The sequence below is a fragment of the Phenylobacterium sp. CCH9-H3 genome (assembly GCF_001557235.1).
GTDB lineage: Bacteria > Pseudomonadota > Alphaproteobacteria > Caulobacterales > Caulobacteraceae > Phenylobacterium.
Genome location: NZ_LSJI01000099.1, coordinates 1 through 19,249, shown reverse-complemented (window position 1 = coordinate 19,249; position 19,249 = coordinate 1). Strand labels below are relative to the sequence as shown.

Here is a 19,249-nt window from a genome sequence, read left to right as displayed (position 1 = left end):
ATGGCGTTCAGACCCTTCGACCTGACGGGCAAGGTGGGCCTGGTGACCGGCGGCAACGGCGGCATCGGCCTGGGCATGGCCGAGGGCCTCGCCGCCGCCGGGGCGAAGGTGGCGATCTGGGGCCAGAACCCCGAGAAGAACGCCAAGGCGGAAGCTGCGCTGAAGGCCCACGGCGGCGAGGTGCTGGTCCAGGCGGTCGACGTCGCCGACGAGGCTGCTGTGGTCGCTGCGGTGGCCGAGGTGGTGAAGACCTTCGGCCGGCTCGATTTCGTGGCCGCCAACGCCGGCATCGGCGGCGGCGCGCCGTTCGATCAGATGACCACCGAGAAGTGGCGGCGCGTCACCACGGTGAACCTGGACGCGGTGTTCTGGACCTTCCGCGAGGCCGCCAAGCACATGCTGGAGCGGGCGAATGCGGGCGATCCGGGCGGCTCGTTGGTGGTGACGTCCTCGACCTCGGCCATCCATGGCGCGCCGCGCAACCAGGCCTACGCCTCCACCAAGGGCGCGGTGCTGTCGATGGTGCGCGGCCTGGCCGTGGAATATGCGCGCTACGGGATCCGCGCCAACTCGATCCTGCCGGGCTGGATCGCCACCGACATGACCTCGGGCCTGCAGTCCAACGACAAGTTCAACGAGAAGGCCATCGGCCGGGTGCCCATGCGGCGCTGGGGCGAGGGCGAGGACTTCTCGGGCATCGCGGTCTACCTGGCCTCGGACGCCTCGCGGTTCCACACCGGCGACAGCTTCGTCATCGACGGCGGCTACACCATCTTCTGAGGACCTGAGCCCATGGCCGACCGCTACGCCGCCTACCAGCGCCTGAAGTTCGAGCGGCCGGCCGATGGCGTTCTCCGGATCGTGATGAGCAATCCGGGCAAGCTCAACGCCACCGACCAGCAGATGCACTGGGAGCTGGCCGAGATCTGGCGGACCATCGACGACGATCCGGACGTCCGATGCGCCATCCTGACGGGGGAGGGGAACGCCTTCTCCGCCGGGGGCGACTTCGAGATGATCCAGCAGATCGTCGACGACTTTCAGATGCGGGTGCAGATCCTCAAGGAGGCGCGCGACATCGTCTACAACGTGATCAACTGCTCAAAGCCCGTGGTCAGCGCGATGCGCGGGCCGGCGGTGGGGGCGGGGCTGGTCTGCGGCCTGCTGGCGGACGTCTCGATCGTGACCTCGGAGGCGAAGATCATCGACGGCCACACCCGCCTCGGCGTGGCGGCGGGCGACCATGCGGCCATCGTCTGGCCGCTGCTGTGCGGCATGGCCAAGGCCAAATACTACCTGCTGACCTGCGATCCGCTGAACGGAGCCGAGGCCGAACGGATCGGCCTTGTTTCGCTGTGCGTCCCGGACGAGGAGCTGGACGCCCGGGCCCTGGCCGTGGCGACCAAGCTGGCGAATGGGGCGCAGCAGGCGATCCGCTGGACCAAGCTGTCGCTGAACAACTGGCTGCGCAGCGCCGGCCCGACCTTCGACGCCTCCGCGGCGCTGGAGATGCTGGGCTTCACCGGGCCGGAGGCGGCGGAAGGCCTCGCCTCGCACCGCGAGAAGCGGAAACCGAAGTTCGTCTGAGGCCGCTCCGGCGACGGCAGCCTTAAATATTTAACATCGTCGTCAGAAACGCGTCGCGAGACTCCGCCACAGGCACCCCTCAAATCGAAGAGGGGTTGTCCATGCACATGGGTCTGAAGGCGCAGCTTTGCGTCACGGCGGCGCTTTGCCTGATGGTCGGAAGCACGGCGCGCGCCGCCGAAGCCGACACGGTCGACGAGGTCGTCGTCACCGGCACCCGCGACGCCGGCCGTACCGCCTTCACGACCCTGGTCCCGGTCGACGTGCTGACCGCGGAATCGATCCAGGCTTCGGCCACCAGCCAACTGGGCGAGAACCTGGCCCAGCAGATCCCGTCGTTCATCGTCCAGAAGCTGCCGACCTCCGATGGGCTGCAGTTCGTCCGGCCAGCCACGCTGCGTAACCTCTCACCCGACCAGACCCTGGTGCTTGTGAACGGAAAGCGCTTCCACCGTTCGGCCTTCCTGGGCTCGCGCGGGGCGCAGGGGCCGGACCTGGCCCAGATCCCGAGCTTTGCGGTGGGCCGGATGGAGGTGCTGCGCGACGGCGCCTCGGCGCAGTACGGCTCGGACGCCATCGCCGGGGTGATCAACATCCTGCTCGACGACAAGCCTGGCTTCGCGGGCTTCGGCCAGGCGGGACAGTTCTACGAGGGCGACGGCACGACGTTCCGCCTGGGCGCCAAGGCCGGCGCGGCCATCGGCGACGGCGGCCACGTCAACGCCACCTTCGAATGGGCCGACGCCGAGCTGACCTCGCGCAGCCGGCAGCGGCCCGACGCCATCGCCTTCCAGCAGGCCAATCCGGGCGTCGTCCTGGACAACCCCGTGCAGCGCTGGGGCAACCCCGATCTGGAAACCTTCCAGGGCGCCGTGAACGCCGCCCTCCCGCTCGGGACCGTGGCCGAGGCCTACGCCTTCGGGACCTATACGAAGTCGGACGGGATCAACGACATCAACTGGCGCAACCCGTCCGCCAACCCGGCGATCTTCAACGTCACCGCCGCCTTCCCAGGCTTCAACCTGCGCTCGATCTATCCGGGCGGCTTCACCCCGCGCGAAGGCATCCACGCGCGCGACGTCCAGGCGGTGGCGGGCGTGCGCCATACCGACGACGAGCGGTTCACCTGGGACCTCAGCGCCTCGTACGGCCGCAACGCCAGCCGGTTCTTCCTGAAGAACTCGATCAACGCCTCGCTGGGCCCGCAGAGCCCGTTCGACTTCGACCTGGGCCGGCTGGTGCAGACGGAAGTGAACCTCAACGCGGACGGGGTCTATCGCCTGCCGATCCAGGGCCTGGCCGAGCCGCTCAACATCGCGTTCGGCGCCGAGCACCGCACCGAAACCTATGAGATCGAAACCGGCGATCCCGCGTCCTACGCCGTCGGTCCGGGCGCCAACTTCGGCCTGGCCCCCAATTCGAACGGCTTCCCGGGCTTCAGCCCGCAGCAGGCGGGCGAGTGGGATCAGAAGAGCTATGCCGGCTACATCGACCTGGAGGCCCAGGTGACCGATCGCTGGAGCCTCGGCGGCGCCCTGCGCTACGAGGACTTCTCGGAGTTCGGCGACACGCTCAACTTCAAGGCCGCCAGCCGGTTTGAGATCACGACGGGCCTGGCCGTACGCGCCTCCTATTCCACGGGGTTCCGCGCCCCGACGCCCGGCCAGCTCAACTCCACCAGCACGTCGCAGGGCCTGGACACCGTCACCCTGCAGCTCTTCCAGTCCGGCCGCCTGTCGCCGACCAACCCGGTGGCGGTGTTCCTGGGGGCCAAACCGCTGGAGCCCGAAGAGTCCAAGACGATCACCGCGGGCCTGATCTGGCGGACGGACGTGGGCCTGGCCGGCTCGATCGACGCCTACCAGATCGATGTGGACGATCGCTTCAGCACTTCCGCCACGGTCACGGTGACGCCGGCGATCCGGGCGCAGCTGGTGGCCCTGGGCGTGCCCGGCGCCTCGGCCTTCACCTCGATCAACTGGTTCACCAACGACTTCGACACCCGCACCCGCGGGGTGGACGTGGTGGTCACCTACGCGCGCGACCTGGGCCCGGGCCGGCTGAACCTCATGGGGGCCTACAACTACAACAAGACCGAGGTGCGATCGGGCGCGCTCAGCCGCAGCGCCACCCAGCAGCTGCTGTTCGAACAGTCGCGGCCGAAGAACAACCTCACGGGCTCGGCCACTTACAAATGGGGCCCGGTCGAGCTGCTGGGGCGGGTCCGCTACTACGGCAAGTGGACGGACAGCACCGGCAACGCCACCGGCGAAATCTTCCAGGATTTCGGCGCGGTGACCTTCTTCGATGTGTCGGCGACCTATCGGGTGAACGACAACGTCTCGCTGCGGCTGGGCGCCGAGAACGTCTTCGACAAGTACCCGGACGAGGCCGTCTTCCAGGCCAGCCGCGGCCTCGTCTATTCGCGGAACGCCCCTTACGACACCAACGGGGGCCAGTACTACGCCCGGGTGGACGTGCGGTTCTGACGCGTCAGGCTCCCCGGCCCCGGGTCGGGGAGCCGTCCGTTAACGGCCCTCTAGCGTTCCTGCGCGATCCTTGCTGCGGGAGGGTCGGATCTTGGGCAGATCGTACTCGCTCCTGGCCGCCGTCCGGCGCAAGGAGCTGCCGACACGGATCGTGATGGCCGCGGTGCTGACGGGCGCCGCCTATACGCTCGCGCCGTCCGCCTGGCCGCTGGTCTGGCTTGCGGCGGTGATCGTCTCGCAGATTGTCGACTGGCGGGTCTATCGCGGTATCGCCCCGGAGCCGCGCCCTGGGCCGGTGGCGGCCTGGGCCGCGAGCACCTGCCTCACCTCCGCCGTCTATTCGGGCCTTGCTGTCTACCTGTGGGTGGCCGGCGGCGAGGCCGGCCGGCTCATGGGGTTGCTGATCGTCTCGGGCAGCCTGCTCCATGTCACCATCCATATGCACCACGTCCGGGTGCTGCTGGCCGCCGCCGCCGCCCCGCATGCGGTCGTGTTCTTCGCCCTCCCGCTGATCGCGGCCATGCAGGGCAGCCTCCATATGTGGACGATCCTGCTGGGCGCGGCGCTGTACATCGCCCATCTGGTCGTGGCCTTCCGCCAGGCGGACTCGACGACCCGGCAGATCGAGGACGAACGCAACCGCGCCGAGCGCGCCAATGCGGCCAAGTCGGACTTCCTGGCCACGATCAGCCACGAGATTCGTACGCCGATGAACGCCATCGTCTCGGCCGCGAACCTGCTCAGCGGCTCGCGGCTGAACAGGACCCAACGCGAGCAGGTGGAAATCCTGACCGACGCCAACGACGTCCTGCTCAGCCTGCTCAACGACGTCCTGGACCTGTCCAAGATCGAGGCCGGCAAGATGACCATCGAGCCCGCCGACACCGACCTGCCGCGCCTGCTCGAGGGGCTGCGGCGCCTGTGGCTGCCGAGGGCCGCGGACAAGGGCCTGGACCTGCGGCTGGACGTCGCCGCCGACGTTCCGCAGACGGTCTCGGTCGATCCCCTGCGGCTCAAACAGATCCTGTTCAACCTGATCTCGAACGCCGTGAAGTTCACGGCGGAGGGATCGGTCTCGATCCGCCTGTCCGCCGACGCCTCGCCTGGCGGCGAGGCGCTGGTGTTCGAGGTGACCGACACCGGTTCCGGCATTTCCCCCGAGATGATCCAACGGCTTTTCGGCGCCTTCGAGCAGGGTGACGCGGCGACGACCCGCAAACACGGCGGCACCGGCCTGGGCCTCGCCATCAGTCGCCGCCTGGCCGCCATGATGGACGGGTCGCTCGAGGTGCAGAGCGAGGAGGGCCACGGCTCGACGTTCCGCCTCAAGCTGCCCCTGATCCCAGGCCAGGGCCGGGATGCGGAGGCCGATGACACGCTTTCCGAGGCTGGCGGCGGGCTTTCCGGTCTGCGCGTGCTCGTGGCCGAAGACCATCCGGTGAACCAGCGGGTGCTCGAATTGTTGCTGGCGCCCACGGGTTGTCGCCTGACGTTCTGCGACGACGGCGCCCAGGCGGTGGAGCTGGCGGGCGTGCAGGACTTCGACGCCATCCTCATGGATATGCAGATGCCGGTGCTCGACGGGCTGGAGGCGACCCGGCGCATCAAGGCGGGTTCGGGGCCCAACGCCGCGACGCCGGTGATCGCCCTGACCGCCAACGCCCTGGACCACCACCGCGAGGCCTGGGCGGCTGTCGATGTCCGGGGCTTCGTAAGCAAGCCCATCGACCCCCGTGAGCTCTTCGCCGCCCTGGCTCAGGCGAGGCGCACCGCCGAGGCGAAACACGCCGCCTGAGGGGCCGCAAGCGCGGCGTTAGCGCGCAGCGACGGTCAGTGGTTTGGAATCTCAGCGTTATCGCGGCAGACTGGACGCCTGAACAGGGGCGGAGGGTGGGTGACCAACCACCGGCATCTCGACCGGCTGACCGCCGATGCAGGGGAGAGCTTGCTCGGCCCCCTGCTCGAGGCGACGGGGATCATGGCCGGCGTGCTCGAGCTGCGAGAGAACGACTTCGCCTATGTCCTGGCCAACCGCAATCTCGCCGCCCTGTTCGGTCTCACGCCGGATGAAATCGTCGGGAAGACGGGGCGCGACCTGGGGTTCGCCGCCAAGGAGCTGCGGGCCGGCCTGCGGACCCTGCGCGAGACCCTGAGAACCGACCGGATCACGCACTTCGAGCATCCCCGCATGATCGCCGGCCAGAAGGCCTGGTTCTATGTGACGATCGCGCCGATGACCGCGGAACGGCGGGTCTCCTTCGTCTCGGTGGACATCACCGCCCGGAAGACGGCCGAGCTCGAAGCGGAACGCGAGCGGGCGCGCCTCGCCATGGCGTTGGAGGCGACGGCGCTGGGCTTGTGGGAATACAATCTCCAGACTCTGGAGGCGTCCTGGGACGACCGCACGCTCGCCTTCTACGGCCTGGCTCCGGGAGAAAAGCCCAGCTTCAAGCTCTATCGAAAGCGCCTGCATCCCGAGGATCGGGACCGCACGATCGCCGCCTACGACGCCGCCGTCGCCGGGGCGAATGGCGGAAAGTTCCTGATCGAACACCGCATCGTCGCGCCGGATGGTTCGGTCCGCTGGCTCCGCAACATGGGACAGGTGGTGTTCCGCAAAGATGGGGCGGCGACGCGCATGCTGGGCACGGCGCTCGAGATCACCGCCGAGGTCGAGGCGCAGGAGCGCCAGAAGCTCCTGATGGCCGAGTTGAATCACCGGGTGAAGAACAACCTGGCCACCGTGCAGTCGATCGCCGTCCAGACCGCGCGCCGGTCCGGCGATATGACGCAGTTCCTCGATAAGTTCGAAGGACGCCTGGGCGCGTTGGCGAGGACCCACGACGTGCTTACCCAGAACGCCTGGACGCAGGCCGGGCTCGCCGCCCTGCTTCAGCGCGAACTGGCCAGCTTCGGCGAGCGGGTCAGGGTCGCCGGGCCGCCCGTGGAACTGCCAGCGCCCCAGGCGCTCGCGCTGGGGCTTATCACCCACGAACTGGCGACCAACGCCGCGAAGTATGGCGCCTTCCGCGGCGAGGGCACGGTCTCGGTGACGTGGACCGAGCCGGAAACGGGCGTCGTTCGCCTCATCTGGGAGGAGCACGGGGCAGGGCCGACCGAGCCCGGCAAGACCGAAGGGTTCGGCATGCAGCTCATCCGGCGCCTGACGGCCGGGGACCTGAGAGGTTCGCACCGGATGGAGCACCTGCCCGACGGCCTGCGGATGGAGATCGTCTTCCCGATCGGGCGCACGACGGGGCCGCTCAGCCCGTAGCAGCGGCGAGGGTCAGTCGGTGAAGACCACCGTCTTGCGCCCGTTGAGCAGCACGCGATCCTCGATGTGCCAGCGGACGGCCCGCGCCAGCACCCGGCGCTCGATGTCGCGACCCTTGCGGACGAGGTTGGCGGGCGTGTCGCGATGGCTGATGCGCTCGACGTCCTGCTCGATGATCGGGCCCTCGTCCAGGTCGGCGGTCACGTAGTGGGCGGTGGCGCCGATCACCTTCACGCCGCGGGCATGGGCCTGATGGTAGGGCCGCGCGCCCTTGAAGCCCGGCAGGAACGAGTGGTGGATGTTGATGCAGCGGCCGGCCAGCTTGGCGGACAGGTCGTCGGACAGCACCTGCATGTAGCGGGCGAGGACCACGAGCTCGGTATTGGTCTCCTGGATCAGGCGCCAGAGGTCGGCTTCCTGCCGGGCCTTGGTCTCGGCGGTCACCGGCAGGTGGCGAAAGGCGATGCCCTGCAGGTCGGTGTGGGGGAAGGTGGACGCCGGGTGGTTCGAGACCACGGCGGTGATGTCCATGGGAAGCTCGCCTTGGCGCCAGCGCCAGATCAGGTCGGCCAGGCAGTGGTCGGTCTGGGAGGCCAGGATCATCACCCGGCGGCGTTCCTTACGGCCCCGCAGCGCCCAGGTCATGGCGTACTCCGCCGCAAGCGGTTCGAACGCGGCGCGCCAGGCGTCGGCGGCGCTGTCGCCCGGATCGAAGACCACGCGCATGAAGAACCGGCCGGTTTCCTGGTCGTCGTACTGCTGGGCGTCCAGGATGTTGGCGCCGCGCTCGAACAGCAGGGCCGACACGCGGGCCACGATGCCGGGGCGGTCGTCGCAGGAGAGGGTAAGGATCATCGCGGCGCAGGGCTTGCCGCCCGCGCGCTGCAAGGTCAAGGCTGTGCTGTCGGGGACGAACAGGAGTTCAGGTCATGCGGTCGGTCACCTACCTGGCCATCGGCGCCATTCTCGCCCCCGCGCCGGTGCTCGCCCCCTCCGTGGCGAAGGCGCAGGGCGGCGGACCGGCGCAGGCCTGCAACCGCGAGATCAGCTATGAGGTGCAGGATCGCTACCCGCAGGCCCGCGGCGTGCGCATCACGTCCTCCAACGTCAGCGAGGGATCCCGCAACCGGGCCCGCGTGACGGGAAAGGGCGAGTTCGACGACCGGAACGGCGGCGAAGCCCGCTTCAGCTACGGTTGCACCTACGACTATCGAACGGGCCGGACGTCCGAGCTCGAGGTGAGCGACCTGTCGCACAAGAACAAGGACAACACCGCCGCCATCGCGGGCCTGGTCCTGGGCGCCATCGTCGTCGGCGCTCTGGTCGCCAACTCCAAGGACAAGGACCGCGACGAGGACTGGAACCGCCATGAGGTGTGGAGTCCCGCCGACGGCGTCCGCTGCGTCGCCCGAGAGCGGGCCTGTTACAAGAAGGGCCGTTACTCCGAGAAGTGGACCTCGCGGATCTTCTACCGGTGAGAGGTCAGGCGATGGGGCGAGGCGTCTCGGCCTCGCCGCCCGGCGCGCCACGTTCGGGCGCTGGGTAGCGGAAGCCCTCGCCGGCGCCGTCGGCCGCCTCGAGCTGGGCTGCGGCGAAGTCCCAGTTGGCCACGTTGTCGAACCACCGCTCCAGGAAGGCCTTCCGGTCGTTCTTGTAGTCCAGGTAGTAGGCGTGCTCCCACAGGTCGCACACCAGGAGCGGGAAGACCCCGTCGCGCACCAGGGTGTCGTCGGCGTCGTGGGTGGACATCACCTTCAGACCCTCGGCGCCCGTGACGATCCACACCCAGCCCGAGGCGAAATGGTTCACGCCCTCGTCGACGAACGCCGCCTTCAGGGCGTCGAGATCCTCGAACGCCGCGTCGATGGCGCGCAGCAGGTCGCCTGACGGGGACGCGCCGCCCGGCGGGCGCATGCATTCCCAGAAAAAGGCGTGGTTCCAGGCCTGGGCGGCGTTGTTGAACAGCTTCTTGTCGCCGCGGCGGCTGGCCTCGCGCACGACCTCTTCCAGGGGGCGGCCGGCCAGGCCGGCCTTGGCGGCCAGGTCGTTGGTCTTCTCGACGTAAGCCTTGTGATGCTTGCCGTGATGCGTCCGCAGCGTGTCGGCGGACACGAAGGGGCTCAGCGCGTCGTGGTCGTACGGAAGCTCTGGCAGGACGTACATGGGCGGCCTCGCGGGTTGCGGGATGATGGGGTCGATGGGTCAACCCCTGGCGCGGCAAGGCGTTCCAGCGCCGCTGCTCCCACGCGCCCGCAAGGCCGGTGCGCGTCAGGCGGCGGTCAGGCGCCACTCGCCGGAGCTGTCGCGGCAGGCGTTGAACCGTTCGCGATAGGCGGGCTGCCCCCGCTCGTTGACGGTCTGCTCGACCAAGCGGCACCCGCCGTCGGCGCCGCCGCCGACCGGCTGGACGACCGAGCGGGCGACGTAGCCCTGGATGAAGCCGTCCTCGACGACCGCCAGCCAGCCACCCGCGACGGCGCCCGCCACCTCGAAGGTCTCGTTCGGCTGCAGGCGATCCACCACCGGCGCCGAGGTGTTCGGTGCGGCGCGCACATTGACGCGGCCGGCCCCCGCATACTCGCCCCCCGCCGTGCTCACGCGGCTGACCACCGTCACGCCCTGGGCGTAGCGCCAGCGGCCGGCATAGCCGGAGCCGCTGGTCGAGCTCCCCGAAACGGGACCGAGCACCGAGATGCGGCCGCTGGCGCCCGTCTGCGGGTCGGACCAGCTCTGGGTCTTGCCGGTCTCCAGGGCGCGCTGGAAGGCGACGCGCGCGTCCTGCTGGGCCTTGCGGTCCATCCGGCAACCGATGTTGTTGCCGATCGCTGCGCCCAGGCCAGCGCCGATCACCGCGCCCAGGGTCCGCTCGTTCTTGCTGACCTGGCTGCCCGCCAGGGCGCCGACCAGCCCGCCCACCACCGCGCCGGTGGTGTTGGACGACCCCTGGGCGTCGCAGGAGAACAGCGAGCCAAGTCCCTGGGCGCTCGCGGCGCTGGGCGCCACGGCAACGGCGGCCAGCGCCATGATGGCGGCGAAAGCAAATCTCGTCATAAGCGTCCTCCTGGGAGTCGGCCGCATCATGCCCCGCGCCGAAGCTCAAGGCCACGGTTGCTTCGGGCTCACGGGGTGGACGGGAGCGCCGCAAACGTCGTACGCGTCAGCCGCAGCGGGCGTGGCGGAACTGGTAGACGCAGCGGACTTAAAATCCGCATCCGGTCACGGAGTGTCGGTTCGAGTCCGACCGCCCGCACCATACTCGTCGAGGATCGCCAGATCGGCTTCGTGGACCGCGTTGCCGTGCTCGGACGGATAGCGCGAAGGCTCGCGCGGCTCGTCGTGCCAGCGGGCAGGCTGGATCTCGGGCGGCGCTTCGTAGGCCATGACGTCTCCGGTCTCGCCGGTGTCCGCGAGCTCGGGTTCCGCGCGGTCCTCATAGGCGAGGACCTGATGTTGCGGCGGCTTCAGCGCGTCGGTGCCGATGACGTAGTCGGGAACTCGGCCGGCGTAGACGCCGATGCCGGCGTCGCTCACGGGCGCCTCGCCGCGGGGGCCGCCGCCGCTCAGAAGGATCTGAGGGCCGCGGATCTCGTCCTCGTCCAGGTCGGGGTAGAGCGCCGCGCCCATGACCAGGCCGGCGGCCGCCGCGATCGACACGCCGCTGAGGAGGGTCTTGAGGTCCCGGTTCCGGATCAGGTTCCGCATGGGCGGAGATACGTGCCAGAACCGGAAAGGTTGCTGGTCGAGCAGCCGGCTCAGGCTTTCTCGACGAAACTGTCGATGACCTTCTTCTCTCCGGCCTTGTCGAAGTTCACGGTGAGCTTGTTGCCCTCGACGCCGCGCACCGCGCCGTAGCCGAACTTGAGATGGAAGACCCGATCGCCGCGCTTGTAGTCGCTGGCGGCGGAGCTTTCCGACACCGCGACCAGGCGCCCGTCGCCTTCGATCACCGCCTGCCGGCCCAGGTGGCTGCCGCGGTACTGGTTGGCCTGGGCCCTGCGCCAGCCGGGCGAGGCGTAGCCGCCGCCGAAGTCCGGGTCGGCGTCCCAGCGCGAACCGTGCTGCTGCATGCCCGGGCCGCCGCCATAGTAACCGGTCTCGGAGCTGGCCTCGACGTTGGCGGGCGGCAGTTCGTCGACGAACCGACTGGGGAGCTGGCTGGTCCAGCGGCCATAGACCTGGCGGTTGGCGGCGAAGGAGATCCGCGCCTCCTCGCGGGCGCGGGTGATGCCCACGTAGGCCAGCCGCCGCTCCTCCTCCAGGCCCTTCTCGCCCTTCTCGTCCATGCTGCGCTGGGACGGGAAGACGCCTTCCTCCCAGCCCGGCAGGAAGACGAGCGGGAACTCCAGGCCCTTGGCCTGGTGCAGGGTCATGATCTGGACGCTATCGGCCTGGGGCCCGCGCTCGAGGTCCATCACCAGGGAGACGTGCTCCAGGTAGGCCTGGAGGGTCTCGTAGTTCCCCATGGACTGGACCAGTTCCTTGAGGTTCTCCAGCCGGCCCTGGGCCTGGGGCGAGCGGTCCAGCTTCAGCATGTCGGTATAGCCGCTCTCCTCCAACACCGCCTCCATGAGGCGCGCATGATGGATGTGCTCGGCCTGGCCGCGCCATCGGTCGAGGTCGCGCAGGAAGTTCGCGAGGGACGTGCGGGTCTTGGCCGCCAGTTCGTCGGTCAGCACCAGCTGGCGGGCCGCCGTGCTGGCCGGGACGCCGTTCAGACGGGCGATCTGCAACAGCTTCTGGACGGTGGTGTCGCCGATGCCGCGCTTGGGCGTGTTGACGATCCGCTCGAAGGCCAGGTCGTCGTCCTCGGACTGGATCAGCCGCAGATAGGCGATGGCGTCGCGGATCTCGGCCCGTTCGAAGAACCGCGGGCCGCCGATCACCACATAGGGAATCTGCAGCATCACGAATCGTTCTTCGAATGACCGCATCTGGAACGAGGCGCGGACCAGGATGGCGATGTCGCGGTACTGGCGGCCGGCCCGCCGGGCCTTCTCCACCTCGTCGGCGATCAGGCGGCTCTCGGCGTCGCCATCCCAGATGCCGCGGACCACGACCTTCTGGCCTTCCTGGCTGTCGGTCCAGAGGGTCTTGCCGAGGCGCCCCTTGTTGGCGGCGATCAGGCCGGAGGCGGCGGCCAGGATGTGGCTGGTGGAGCGGTAGTTGCGCTCCAGCCGCACGACCTTCGCGCCTGGGAAGTCCCGCTCGAAGCGCAGGATGTTGTCCACCTCGGCGCCACGCCAGCCGTAGATGGACTGGTCGTCGTCGCCGACACAGCAGAGGTTCTGGCTCTTCTGCGCCAGCAGCCGCAGCCACAGGTACTGGGCGACGTTGGTGTCCTGGTACTCGTCCACCAGGAGGTACTTGAAGCGGTTGTGGTACTCGGCCAGCACGTCCGGCTGGCTGACGAAGATGGTCAGGTTGTGCAGCAAGAGGTCGCCGAAGTCGCAGGCGTTCAGGATGCGCATCCGCTCCTGGTAGAGGCGGTACAGCGCTTGGCCCTTGCCGTTGGCGAAGGCCTGGGCCTCGGCGGACGGCAGTTGGTCGGGACGCCAGCCGCGGTTCTTCCAGTGGTCGATCAGGCCGGCCAGCGCCTTGGGCGTCCAGCGCTTGGTGTCGATGTTCTCGGCCTCCAGCACCTGCTTGATCAGACGCTCCTGATCGTCGGTGTCGAGGATGGTGTAGTTGGACTTCAGCCCCACGAGCTCGGCGTGCCGGCGCAGGATCTGGGCCGCCACCGAGTGGAAGGTCCCCAGCCAGCGCAGCCCCTCGGCCGACGGGCCGATGATGTGGGCGATCCGCTCGCGCATCTCGCGCGCGGCCTTGTTTGTGAAGGTGACGGCCAGCAGCTCCCACGGCTTGGCCCGTCCGCTGGCCAGTATGTGCGCCAGGCGGGTGGTCAGCACCTTGGTCTTGCCCGTGCCCGCGCCGGCCAGCACCAGCACCGGGCCGTCCACCGCCTCCACCGCCTCGCGCTGTTCGGGGTTCAGACCCGCCAGATAGTCGGCCGGCCGGGCGTCGACGCGCGCGAGGTCGCTGATGCGAGGCGAGGGGAGGTCGGAGGATTCGAACGAGGACATCGGAACATATGTAGCACAAAGGCTTGCGGGCTTAAGGGGCGGAACGGCGAGGTCGCGAGATCCGTTTCGAAACCGTCATGGCCGCGCGCCACACCAGCCCCTGGATCGCCTTCGCCGCCGGCGTAGTGGCCATGCTGGCGATTGGGCTGCTCTGGTATGCCTGGCAGGGGCGGATCGGCGCCGGCAAGGTGGCCGAGGCTGCCCTCAGGGCCGCGGACGGCCTCCCCGCGATCGCGCCGCCCCGGCTGCCGGACGCGCCGCGCATCCCCGACGCGCCGGTCCCGGTTCCGAAGTAGCCGGCGACGTGCGAAGGGAAGGGGATGACGCCGCAAGCTCTCCGCGTTTCGGGCTCGCTTCGCCTCGCCGGCTTGATGATGCTCGTCTGGTCGGCCGTGGCGATCCTGCTCGCGACGCAGGGCTATCTGACCAGTGGGGGGCGCCAGGCGTGGTGGCCGTCCCTGGGCTACGCCTTCGCCATCTTCTCGATCTGGGCGCTGCTGACCGCGCCCATTCTGGCGGCCGTGCGGCGCATCGAGGAGTCGCGCTGGAGCTTGGCGCAACGGTGGGCCGCCTACGCCGCGGGTCTCCTGCTCGTGTCGGCCCTGCACGTGGGCCTCTTCGCCCTCCTCTGGTGGCCGGTCTACAACGATGGCGGGCGAATTCCCGACCGGTGGGCGATGGGCGAGCGGATGTTCGTCCGCAACCTGGGGACCAACGCCATCCTCTACGCGAGCGTCGTCACGGTGGGGCTGCTGGCGCCCCGGCGCGAGCGGCGGGCCGTCCCGAAGGCGACCGAGGTCCTGCGCGCCCGCAGCCGGGGCGCGGTGCGGATCGTGCCGCTGGACGCGGTCGAATGGATCGAGGCGGCGGGCAACTATGCCGAGGCCCACACGGCGGACGGGGCGGTGCTGCTGGACGAGTCGCTGGCCTCGCTGGCGGTGCGGCTGCCGCGGGACCGTTTCGTGCGCATCCATCGGCGGGCCATTGTCCGGCTGGATCGGATCGTCGGCGTGCGCAGCCTGGGGCGGGGCGACGCCGAGGTGCGGCTGAGCTCGGGGCAGGGCCTGCGGCTCAGCCGGCGCTATCGCGACGGCCTGTCGGCCCTGTTGAACGGGCGCTGACCCGCTCGTCACTCGGGCGGTCCCGCTCGCGGATCGGCGGCTTCCAGCGCGCCGCCAGGCCGGCGAACGGGAGGCATGAAACAGCTTCGCCTCGCATGCCTCGCCCTGGCCTTCGCCGCCGGTCTCTCCAGTCAGCTCCACGCCGCCGCGCCGCCGCCCGACGGCGTCTATGTGGTGGGCGCGATCCAGCGCCTGCATACCACCGAACCGTCGTTCACGTTCGACCACCTGCGCCGGATCATCGAAACCGTCCGGCCCGAGGTGATGGTCCTAGAGGTGCGCCCGGACGAACTGGAAGCGCGCAAGGAGACGCAGGGGCGGCCCGAGTATCCGGCGGTGGTCTGGCCCTATCTCGCTGCACGCCCGGCGACGGCGCTGCCCATGGAGCCGGGCGGCGAGGCCTTCGCCGCGATGACTGGGGAGGCGGGCCGGCTGTTCGGGGACTTCGCGAAACGGAAGCCCGAGGCCGACGCCTACATGACCCGCCTCGGCCGGGCGCTGTCTACGGTGCTGCAGGACCACTGGCGCCATCCCGCAGACGCCCATGACGCCGTCACCATCGATCTCGTCCGAGCGCAGGGCCTGGCCCAGGCGCAGCTGGGCGGCCCGGCCTTCGAAAGGAGCCAGGACGCATGGGACGGCTACATGGTCGATCGGACCCGGGAGGCGATCGCGGCTCATCCCGGCAAGCGGATCCTGGTGCTGGCCAGCTACCGGAACCTGGGCGCCTTCCGAGAAGGGCTGAAGGACGAGCCGCGGCTGGTGGACATGGAGACCTGGCTGCGGACCGCGCTGCCGGCGCCCTAGCCGCCCCGGGCGTAGGTCAGGGCCGCGACGCGGCAGGCGGAGGCGAGGGGGCGCTCGCCGCGGCCGCGATCGACGCTGACGATCAGGGCGGCCAGGCTGGAGCCGCGGACTTCGGCCATCTCGTCGAGGACCGCCCAGAACTCGGGCTCCAGGGCGATGGAGGTCGCGTGGCCGGAGAGGAGGACGGAGCGCTTTTTCAAACTGGCCATGGGGCCTGTTTACCAACACGAGTTCACATGTTCATCCAGCCTCTTGCAAAAAGATGACGGGGGCGTCATTTTTAGGCCGACGACGCTGACCCAAGGGCTTCCCACCTATGGCCATGACCGCCGACACCGCCGACTTCCGCCCCGAACCTCGTCCCATGTCGACGAAGCTCGACTGGGGGCATGCCTGGCGCTCGCTGCAGCGCCTGCTGGCCGACAAGGAAGACACCCGCCAGGTGTTTGAAATCATGCGCGCCCTGAACGGCTCGTCGACGGCCAAGGGCTACCAGCGCCTGCTGGCCACGCCGGAGGGCGGGCGGATCGCCTTCGAGCGCGAGGAATTCGCCGAGAAGCTGATGGACGACGCCTGGCTCGACAGCCTGCCCGAGGGCAGCGTCGGCGCCGCCTATCGCACCTTCATCCGCACCGAGCAGCTCTCGGCCGACGGCCTGGCCGACATCAGCCGCGAGGGGCGAGGAGCGGAGATCGACGAGCCGCACCCCTATGCCTGGTTCGGCCGCCGCACCCGCGACGTGCACGACATCTGGCACATCCTGTCGGGCTATCACCGCGACGCCCTGGGCGAGGCCTGCCTGGTGGCGTTCTCCTACGCCCAGACCAAGGGCCTGGGCTGGGCGCTGATCGCCTTCGGCGCCGCCTCGCGGGCCGGCAAGGACCGGAGCCATCCGTATGTGAAGGCGATCTGGCAGGGCTATCAGCGCGGCAAGGCCGCCAAGTGGCTGCTGGGCGAGGACTACGAGCGGCTGATGCGTGAGCCGCTGGAGGCCGCCCGCGCGCGCCTGGGCATCACGCCGGCGACGATCTACGATTCCATCCCCGCCGAGGCGCGCGACCGCGCGGTGCCGAAGGCGGCCTAATCCTCGCGCTTCTTGCCATCGAGCTCGCGCCGGGCCCGCTCGGCGTCGAGCCGGGCCACGTCCTTCTGACCCTTGGTCTGGCCGAACCTGACGCGGTTCTCGGCGGCCTGCGCCTTGTGCGCCGCCCGCGCCTTGGCCTTGCGCGCCTTGTTGAGGTTGATCAGCTCGGCCATGAACCCTCGCGCCTGACGCCCGTTACCCCGTCCCCCGAGATCGAAGACGAGGAGACGAGTATGATTGAGGCCTCTCAAATCCGCGAGCACATGGAAGTCGTCGGGTCCGACGGCGGCCACGTGGGCAAGGTGGACCACGTCATGGGCGCCGAGATCGAGCTGGCCAAGCTGGATTTCGGCTCCGGCTTCAAGCACCACCTGATCCCGCTGACCTGGGTCGAGACCATCCAGGACGACAAGGTCTGCCTGAACATCACCAAGGACGCCGCCAAGGCGGCGTGGCGCGAGAAGCACTGAGCGCCCCCAGCAGGTGAGCGCCGGCGCCCGGCCGCGGAGGCTGTCGGGCTGTCGGTTCGCGGTCGGGCTCCGACGCTCCCGCGGGATATGGTGCGCCAGGGCCCGGCCTGACAGCTCGCGCCGGGGCAACGCCCGTCGCCGGCTGTCCTACTTCACGTTGGCGCAGAAGCGCTGGATGCGCTGGCAGGCGTCCTCCAGCACGCTGTTGGCCGTGGCGTAGCTGATGCGGAAGAAGGGCGAGAGGCCGAACGCCGCGCCGAACACCACCGCCACGCCCTCGGTCTCCAAGAGCTCGACCGCGAAATCCGCATCCGAGGTGATGACCTTGCCCGAGGGGGCGGTCTTGCCGATCAGGTCGGCGCACGACGGATAGACGTAGAAGGCGCCTTCGGGCGTCGGGCAGTGGATGCCCTTGGCCTGGTTCAGCATCGAGACCACCAGGTCGCGGCGCTGCTCGAACAGCTTGGCGTTGGGCTTGATGAAGGCCTGCGTGCCGTTCAGCGCTTCGACCGCCGCCCATTGCGAGATCGAGGAGGGGTTCGAGGTGGTCTGGCTCATGACCTTGGCCATGGCCTTGATCAGCGGCTGGGGCCCGGCGGCGTAGCCGATGCGCCAGCCGGTCATGGCGTAGGCCTTGCTGACCCCGTTCATGGTCAGGGTGCGGTCGTAGAGGCCGGGCTCCACCTGGGCGATGGTCGAGAACTCGAAGTCCCCGAACACCAGGTGCTCGTACATGTCGTCGGTCAGGATCCAGACGTGCGGATGGCGCAGCAACACGTCGGCCAGGGCCTTGAGCTCGGCGCGGGTGTAGGCGGCGCCCGATGGGTTGGACGGCGAGTTCAGCAGAATCCACTTGGTCTTGGGCGTGATCTTCGCCTCGAGGTCGGCCGGCTGCAGCTTGAAGCCGGTCTCGGCGCTGGTGGGCGCCGCCACGGGCGTGCCCCCGGCCAGGAGGACGATGTCCCAATAGCTGACCCAGTAGGGGGTCGGCACGATCACCTCGTCGCCGGGGTTCAGCGTGGCGATCATGGCGTTCCAGATCACCGGCTTGCCGCCGGGCGAGACGTTCACCTGCTCGGGCTTGTAGCGCAGGCCGTTCTCGCGCTCGAACTTGGCGCAGATGGCCTCCTTCAGCTCGGGGATGCCGTCGACGTTGGTGTACTTGGTCTTGCCGTCCCGGATGGCCCGGATGGCCGCTTCCTTGATGTTGTCCGGCGTGTCGAAGTCGGGCTCGCCGGCGGCCAGGCCGATCACGTCCTTGCCCTGGGCCTTGAGCTCGCGGGCTTTGGCGTCCGCCGCCAGGGTGGCGGAGGGCTTCACGCGGGCCAGTGCGGCGGATTCCAGGGACATGATGGAGCAGACTCCCGGCTTAAGGTTCGGACGGGCGCGGGTGTAACCCATGCTGCGCCGCATTCAAACCCGCCGGGAGCCCCTCTCTCCAGAGCCAGTTGGCCGAGGGCGGCGCCTCAGGCGAAATTGGTGAGGGCGATGTCGGCCAGGGTGCGGCCGACGAGCAGGATGGAGACGTCGGCGCCGTCCGCCGGATCGCCATTGTCGGCGAAGACGTAGACGTCGCTTCCGACCTGGGCGGCCACATAGACCGCGCCCGAGGCCGAGATGTGTTCGTTGGCGATCGACAGCGCCGTCGCATAGTCGGCCGCCGCGAACTCGGAGTAGCTGAGCGGCAGGATCGAGCTGGCGCCAAGGATGCTGACCTGCGGGAAGTGCAGGGTGTCGCCGGCTTCCCAATCGCGGATCTCGGCCTCGACGCCGGCCGAGGGCGCGGTCTTGGCCACGATCTCGAAACGGTCGCGGCCGTCGCCGCCCAGGATCACGTCGCGGCCCGCGCCGCCGGAGACGATGGTGTCGGCGCCCGCGCCGCCGCTGAGGGTGGAGGCTTCGGGCCCCTGGCTGACGAGCTGGTCGCTCCCGTCGCCGCCGCTCAGCGAATCCGCGCCGAAGCCGCCGCTGAGGATATCGTTCCCGTCGCCGCCGTTCAGGGTGTCGTTCCCCATGCCGCCCATGAGGTCGTCGTCGCCGCGGTCGCCGGACAGGAAGTCCGCCCCGTCGCCGCCGCCGATGACGTCGTTGCCTTGCCCGCCCAGCAGGGTGTCGGCGCCCTGGCCGCCCACGATCTCGTCGTCGCCCAGGTTGCCGTTGGCCCAGTCCCCGGCCTCGCCCGCCACGCCGCCGACGTCGCGGCTGGCGTAGATGACATCGTTGCCCTGGCCGCCATAGAGGCTGTCGGCGCCTTCGCCGCCGCTCAGCAGGTCGTCGCCGCCATTGCCCTGCAAGAGGTCGCGGCCGGCCTCGCCGGAGAGGGTGTCGGCGCCCGGC

The 19,249-nt window shown here is 69.5% G+C and carries 20 protein-coding genes and 1 tRNA gene; 12 read left to right on the top strand and 9 right to left on the bottom strand.

What is annotated here, in order from left to right; all coding sequences use genetic code 11:
• The 5 genes from AX721_RS09305 to AX721_RS09285 all read left to right on the top strand — a co-directional run bounded on the left by AX721_RS09305 (window position 1) and on the right by AX721_RS09285 (window position 7,350).
• A complete protein-coding gene (locus tag AX721_RS09305) occupies window positions 1–780 on the top strand; it encodes an SDR family NAD(P)-dependent oxidoreductase (protein WP_068875736.1) in 780 nt (259 codons plus the stop codon).
• Window positions 781–792: 12 nt separating this feature from the next.
• Window positions 793–1,587 carry an enoyl-CoA hydratase/isomerase family protein gene (locus AX721_RS09300; protein ID WP_068875735.1) on the top strand — a complete coding sequence of 265 codons (795 nt, stop codon included), beginning with the start codon at window positions 793–795 and terminating at the stop codon, window positions 1,585–1,587.
• A gap of 101 nt (window positions 1,588–1,688) precedes the next feature.
• Window positions 1,689–4,076, top strand: coding sequence for a TonB-dependent siderophore receptor (locus AX721_RS09295; RefSeq protein WP_068875734.1), 2,388 nt, complete (start codon window positions 1,689–1,691; stop codon window positions 4,074–4,076).
• A gap of 91 nt (window positions 4,077–4,167) precedes the next feature.
• Window positions 4,168–5,871 carry an ATP-binding protein gene (locus AX721_RS09290; RefSeq protein ID WP_068875733.1) on the top strand — a complete coding sequence of 568 codons (1,704 nt, stop codon included), beginning with the start codon at window positions 4,168–4,170 and terminating at the stop codon, window positions 5,869–5,871.
• A gap of 99 nt (window positions 5,872–5,970) precedes the next feature.
• Window positions 5,971–7,350 carry a sensor histidine kinase gene (locus AX721_RS09285; RefSeq protein WP_068875732.1) on the top strand — a complete coding sequence of 460 codons (1,380 nt, stop codon included), beginning with the start codon at window positions 5,971–5,973 and terminating at the stop codon, window positions 7,348–7,350.
• Window positions 7,351–7,362: 12 nt separating this feature from the next.
• On the opposite strand, the gene purU is transcribed toward AX721_RS09285, so the two are convergent.
• On the bottom strand, window positions 7,363–8,205 hold the full coding sequence (gene purU / locus AX721_RS09280; protein ID WP_068875772.1) for a formyltetrahydrofolate deformylase: 843 nt from the start codon (window positions 8,203–8,205) through the stop codon (window positions 7,363–7,365).
• A gap of 74 nt (window positions 8,206–8,279) precedes the next feature.
• Between purU and AX721_RS09275 the strand changes: the two genes are divergently transcribed.
• Complete coding sequence (locus AX721_RS09275; RefSeq protein ID WP_068875731.1) at window positions 8,280–8,828, top strand: hypothetical protein; 549 nt, start codon at window positions 8,280–8,282, stop codon at window positions 8,826–8,828.
• A 4-nt stretch (window positions 8,829–8,832) separates the two neighbouring features.
• On the opposite strand, the gene AX721_RS09270 is transcribed toward AX721_RS09275, so the two are convergent.
• Window positions 8,833–9,513: a superoxide dismutase gene (locus AX721_RS09270; protein ID WP_068875730.1), complete on the bottom strand. Its 681-nt coding sequence runs from the start codon at window positions 9,511–9,513 to the stop codon at window positions 8,833–8,835.
• Between the two features lie 105 nt (window positions 9,514–9,618).
• Entirely contained in the window at window positions 9,619–10,401 is a 783-nt protein-coding gene (locus AX721_RS09265) for a glycine zipper 2TM domain-containing protein (RefSeq protein ID WP_068875729.1), read from the bottom strand.
• Between the two features lie 115 nt (window positions 10,402–10,516).
• Here AX721_RS09265 and AX721_RS09260 point away from each other — a divergent pair.
• Window positions 10,517–10,603, top strand: a tRNA-Leu gene (locus AX721_RS09260).
• On the opposite strand, the gene AX721_RS26760 is transcribed toward AX721_RS09260, so the two are convergent.
• Complete coding sequence (locus AX721_RS26760) at window positions 10,567–11,052, bottom strand: hypothetical protein (protein ID WP_082765798.1); 486 nt, start codon at window positions 11,050–11,052, stop codon at window positions 10,567–10,569. The two genes, AX721_RS09260 and AX721_RS26760, sit on opposite strands and share 37 nt — an antisense overlap.
• 50 nt (window positions 11,053–11,102) lie before the next feature.
• Window positions 11,103–13,430: a UvrD-helicase domain-containing protein gene (locus AX721_RS09255; RefSeq protein WP_068875728.1), complete on the bottom strand. Its 2,328-nt coding sequence runs from the start codon at window positions 13,428–13,430 to the stop codon at window positions 11,103–11,105.
• Between the two features lie 77 nt (window positions 13,431–13,507).
• Between AX721_RS09255 and AX721_RS09250 the strand changes: the two genes are divergently transcribed.
• The 3 genes from AX721_RS09250 to AX721_RS09240 all read left to right on the top strand — a co-directional run bounded on the left by AX721_RS09250 (window position 13,508) and on the right by AX721_RS09240 (window position 15,358).
• Window positions 13,508–13,726: a hypothetical protein gene (locus tag AX721_RS09250; protein ID WP_068875727.1), complete on the top strand. Its 219-nt coding sequence runs from the start codon at window positions 13,508–13,510 to the stop codon at window positions 13,724–13,726.
• A 24-nt stretch (window positions 13,727–13,750) separates the two neighbouring features.
• Window positions 13,751–14,551: a LytTR family DNA-binding domain-containing protein gene (locus AX721_RS28275; protein ID WP_068875726.1), complete on the top strand. Its 801-nt coding sequence runs from the start codon at window positions 13,751–13,753 to the stop codon at window positions 14,549–14,551.
• Between the two features lie 75 nt (window positions 14,552–14,626).
• Window positions 14,627–15,358: a hypothetical protein gene (locus AX721_RS09240; protein WP_068875725.1), complete on the top strand. Its 732-nt coding sequence runs from the start codon at window positions 14,627–14,629 to the stop codon at window positions 15,356–15,358.
• Here the strand turns inward: AX721_RS09240 and AX721_RS09235 are convergent.
• A complete protein-coding gene (locus AX721_RS09235) occupies window positions 15,355–15,567 on the bottom strand; it encodes a ribbon-helix-helix domain-containing protein (protein ID WP_068875724.1) in 213 nt (70 codons plus the stop codon). The genes AX721_RS09240 and AX721_RS09235 overlap by 4 nt on opposite strands.
• Before the next feature lie 107 nt (window positions 15,568–15,674).
• Here AX721_RS09235 and AX721_RS09230 point away from each other — a divergent pair, with 107 nt between their 5' ends.
• Window positions 15,675–16,442: a Coq4 family protein gene (locus tag AX721_RS09230; protein WP_082765799.1), complete on the top strand. Its 768-nt coding sequence runs from the start codon at window positions 15,675–15,677 to the stop codon at window positions 16,440–16,442.
• Here the strand turns inward: AX721_RS09230 and AX721_RS26755 are convergent.
• Window positions 16,439–16,615 carry a DUF4169 family protein gene (locus tag AX721_RS26755; protein ID WP_082765800.1) on the bottom strand — a complete coding sequence of 59 codons (177 nt, stop codon included), beginning with the start codon at window positions 16,613–16,615 and terminating at the stop codon, window positions 16,439–16,441. The two genes, AX721_RS09230 and AX721_RS26755, sit on opposite strands and share 4 nt — an antisense overlap.
• A gap of 60 nt (window positions 16,616–16,675) precedes the next feature.
• On the opposite strand from AX721_RS26755, the gene AX721_RS09225 reads away from it, so the two are divergent.
• Window positions 16,676–16,912, top strand: a complete 237-nt coding sequence (locus AX721_RS09225; RefSeq protein ID WP_068875723.1) for a DUF2171 domain-containing protein — start codon at window positions 16,676–16,678, stop codon at window positions 16,910–16,912.
• Between the two features lie 147 nt (window positions 16,913–17,059).
• On the opposite strand, the gene AX721_RS09220 is transcribed toward AX721_RS09225, so the two are convergent.
• Both AX721_RS09220 and AX721_RS09215 read right to left on the bottom strand, forming a co-directional pair.
• Window positions 17,060–18,262, bottom strand: coding sequence for a pyridoxal phosphate-dependent aminotransferase (locus tag AX721_RS09220; RefSeq protein ID WP_068875722.1), 1,203 nt, complete (start codon window positions 18,260–18,262; stop codon window positions 17,060–17,062).
• A 116-nt stretch (window positions 18,263–18,378) separates the two neighbouring features.
• A partial coding sequence (locus AX721_RS09215; protein ID WP_304440888.1) for a calcium-binding protein occupies window positions 18,379–19,249 on the bottom strand: 871 nt, incomplete at its 5' end.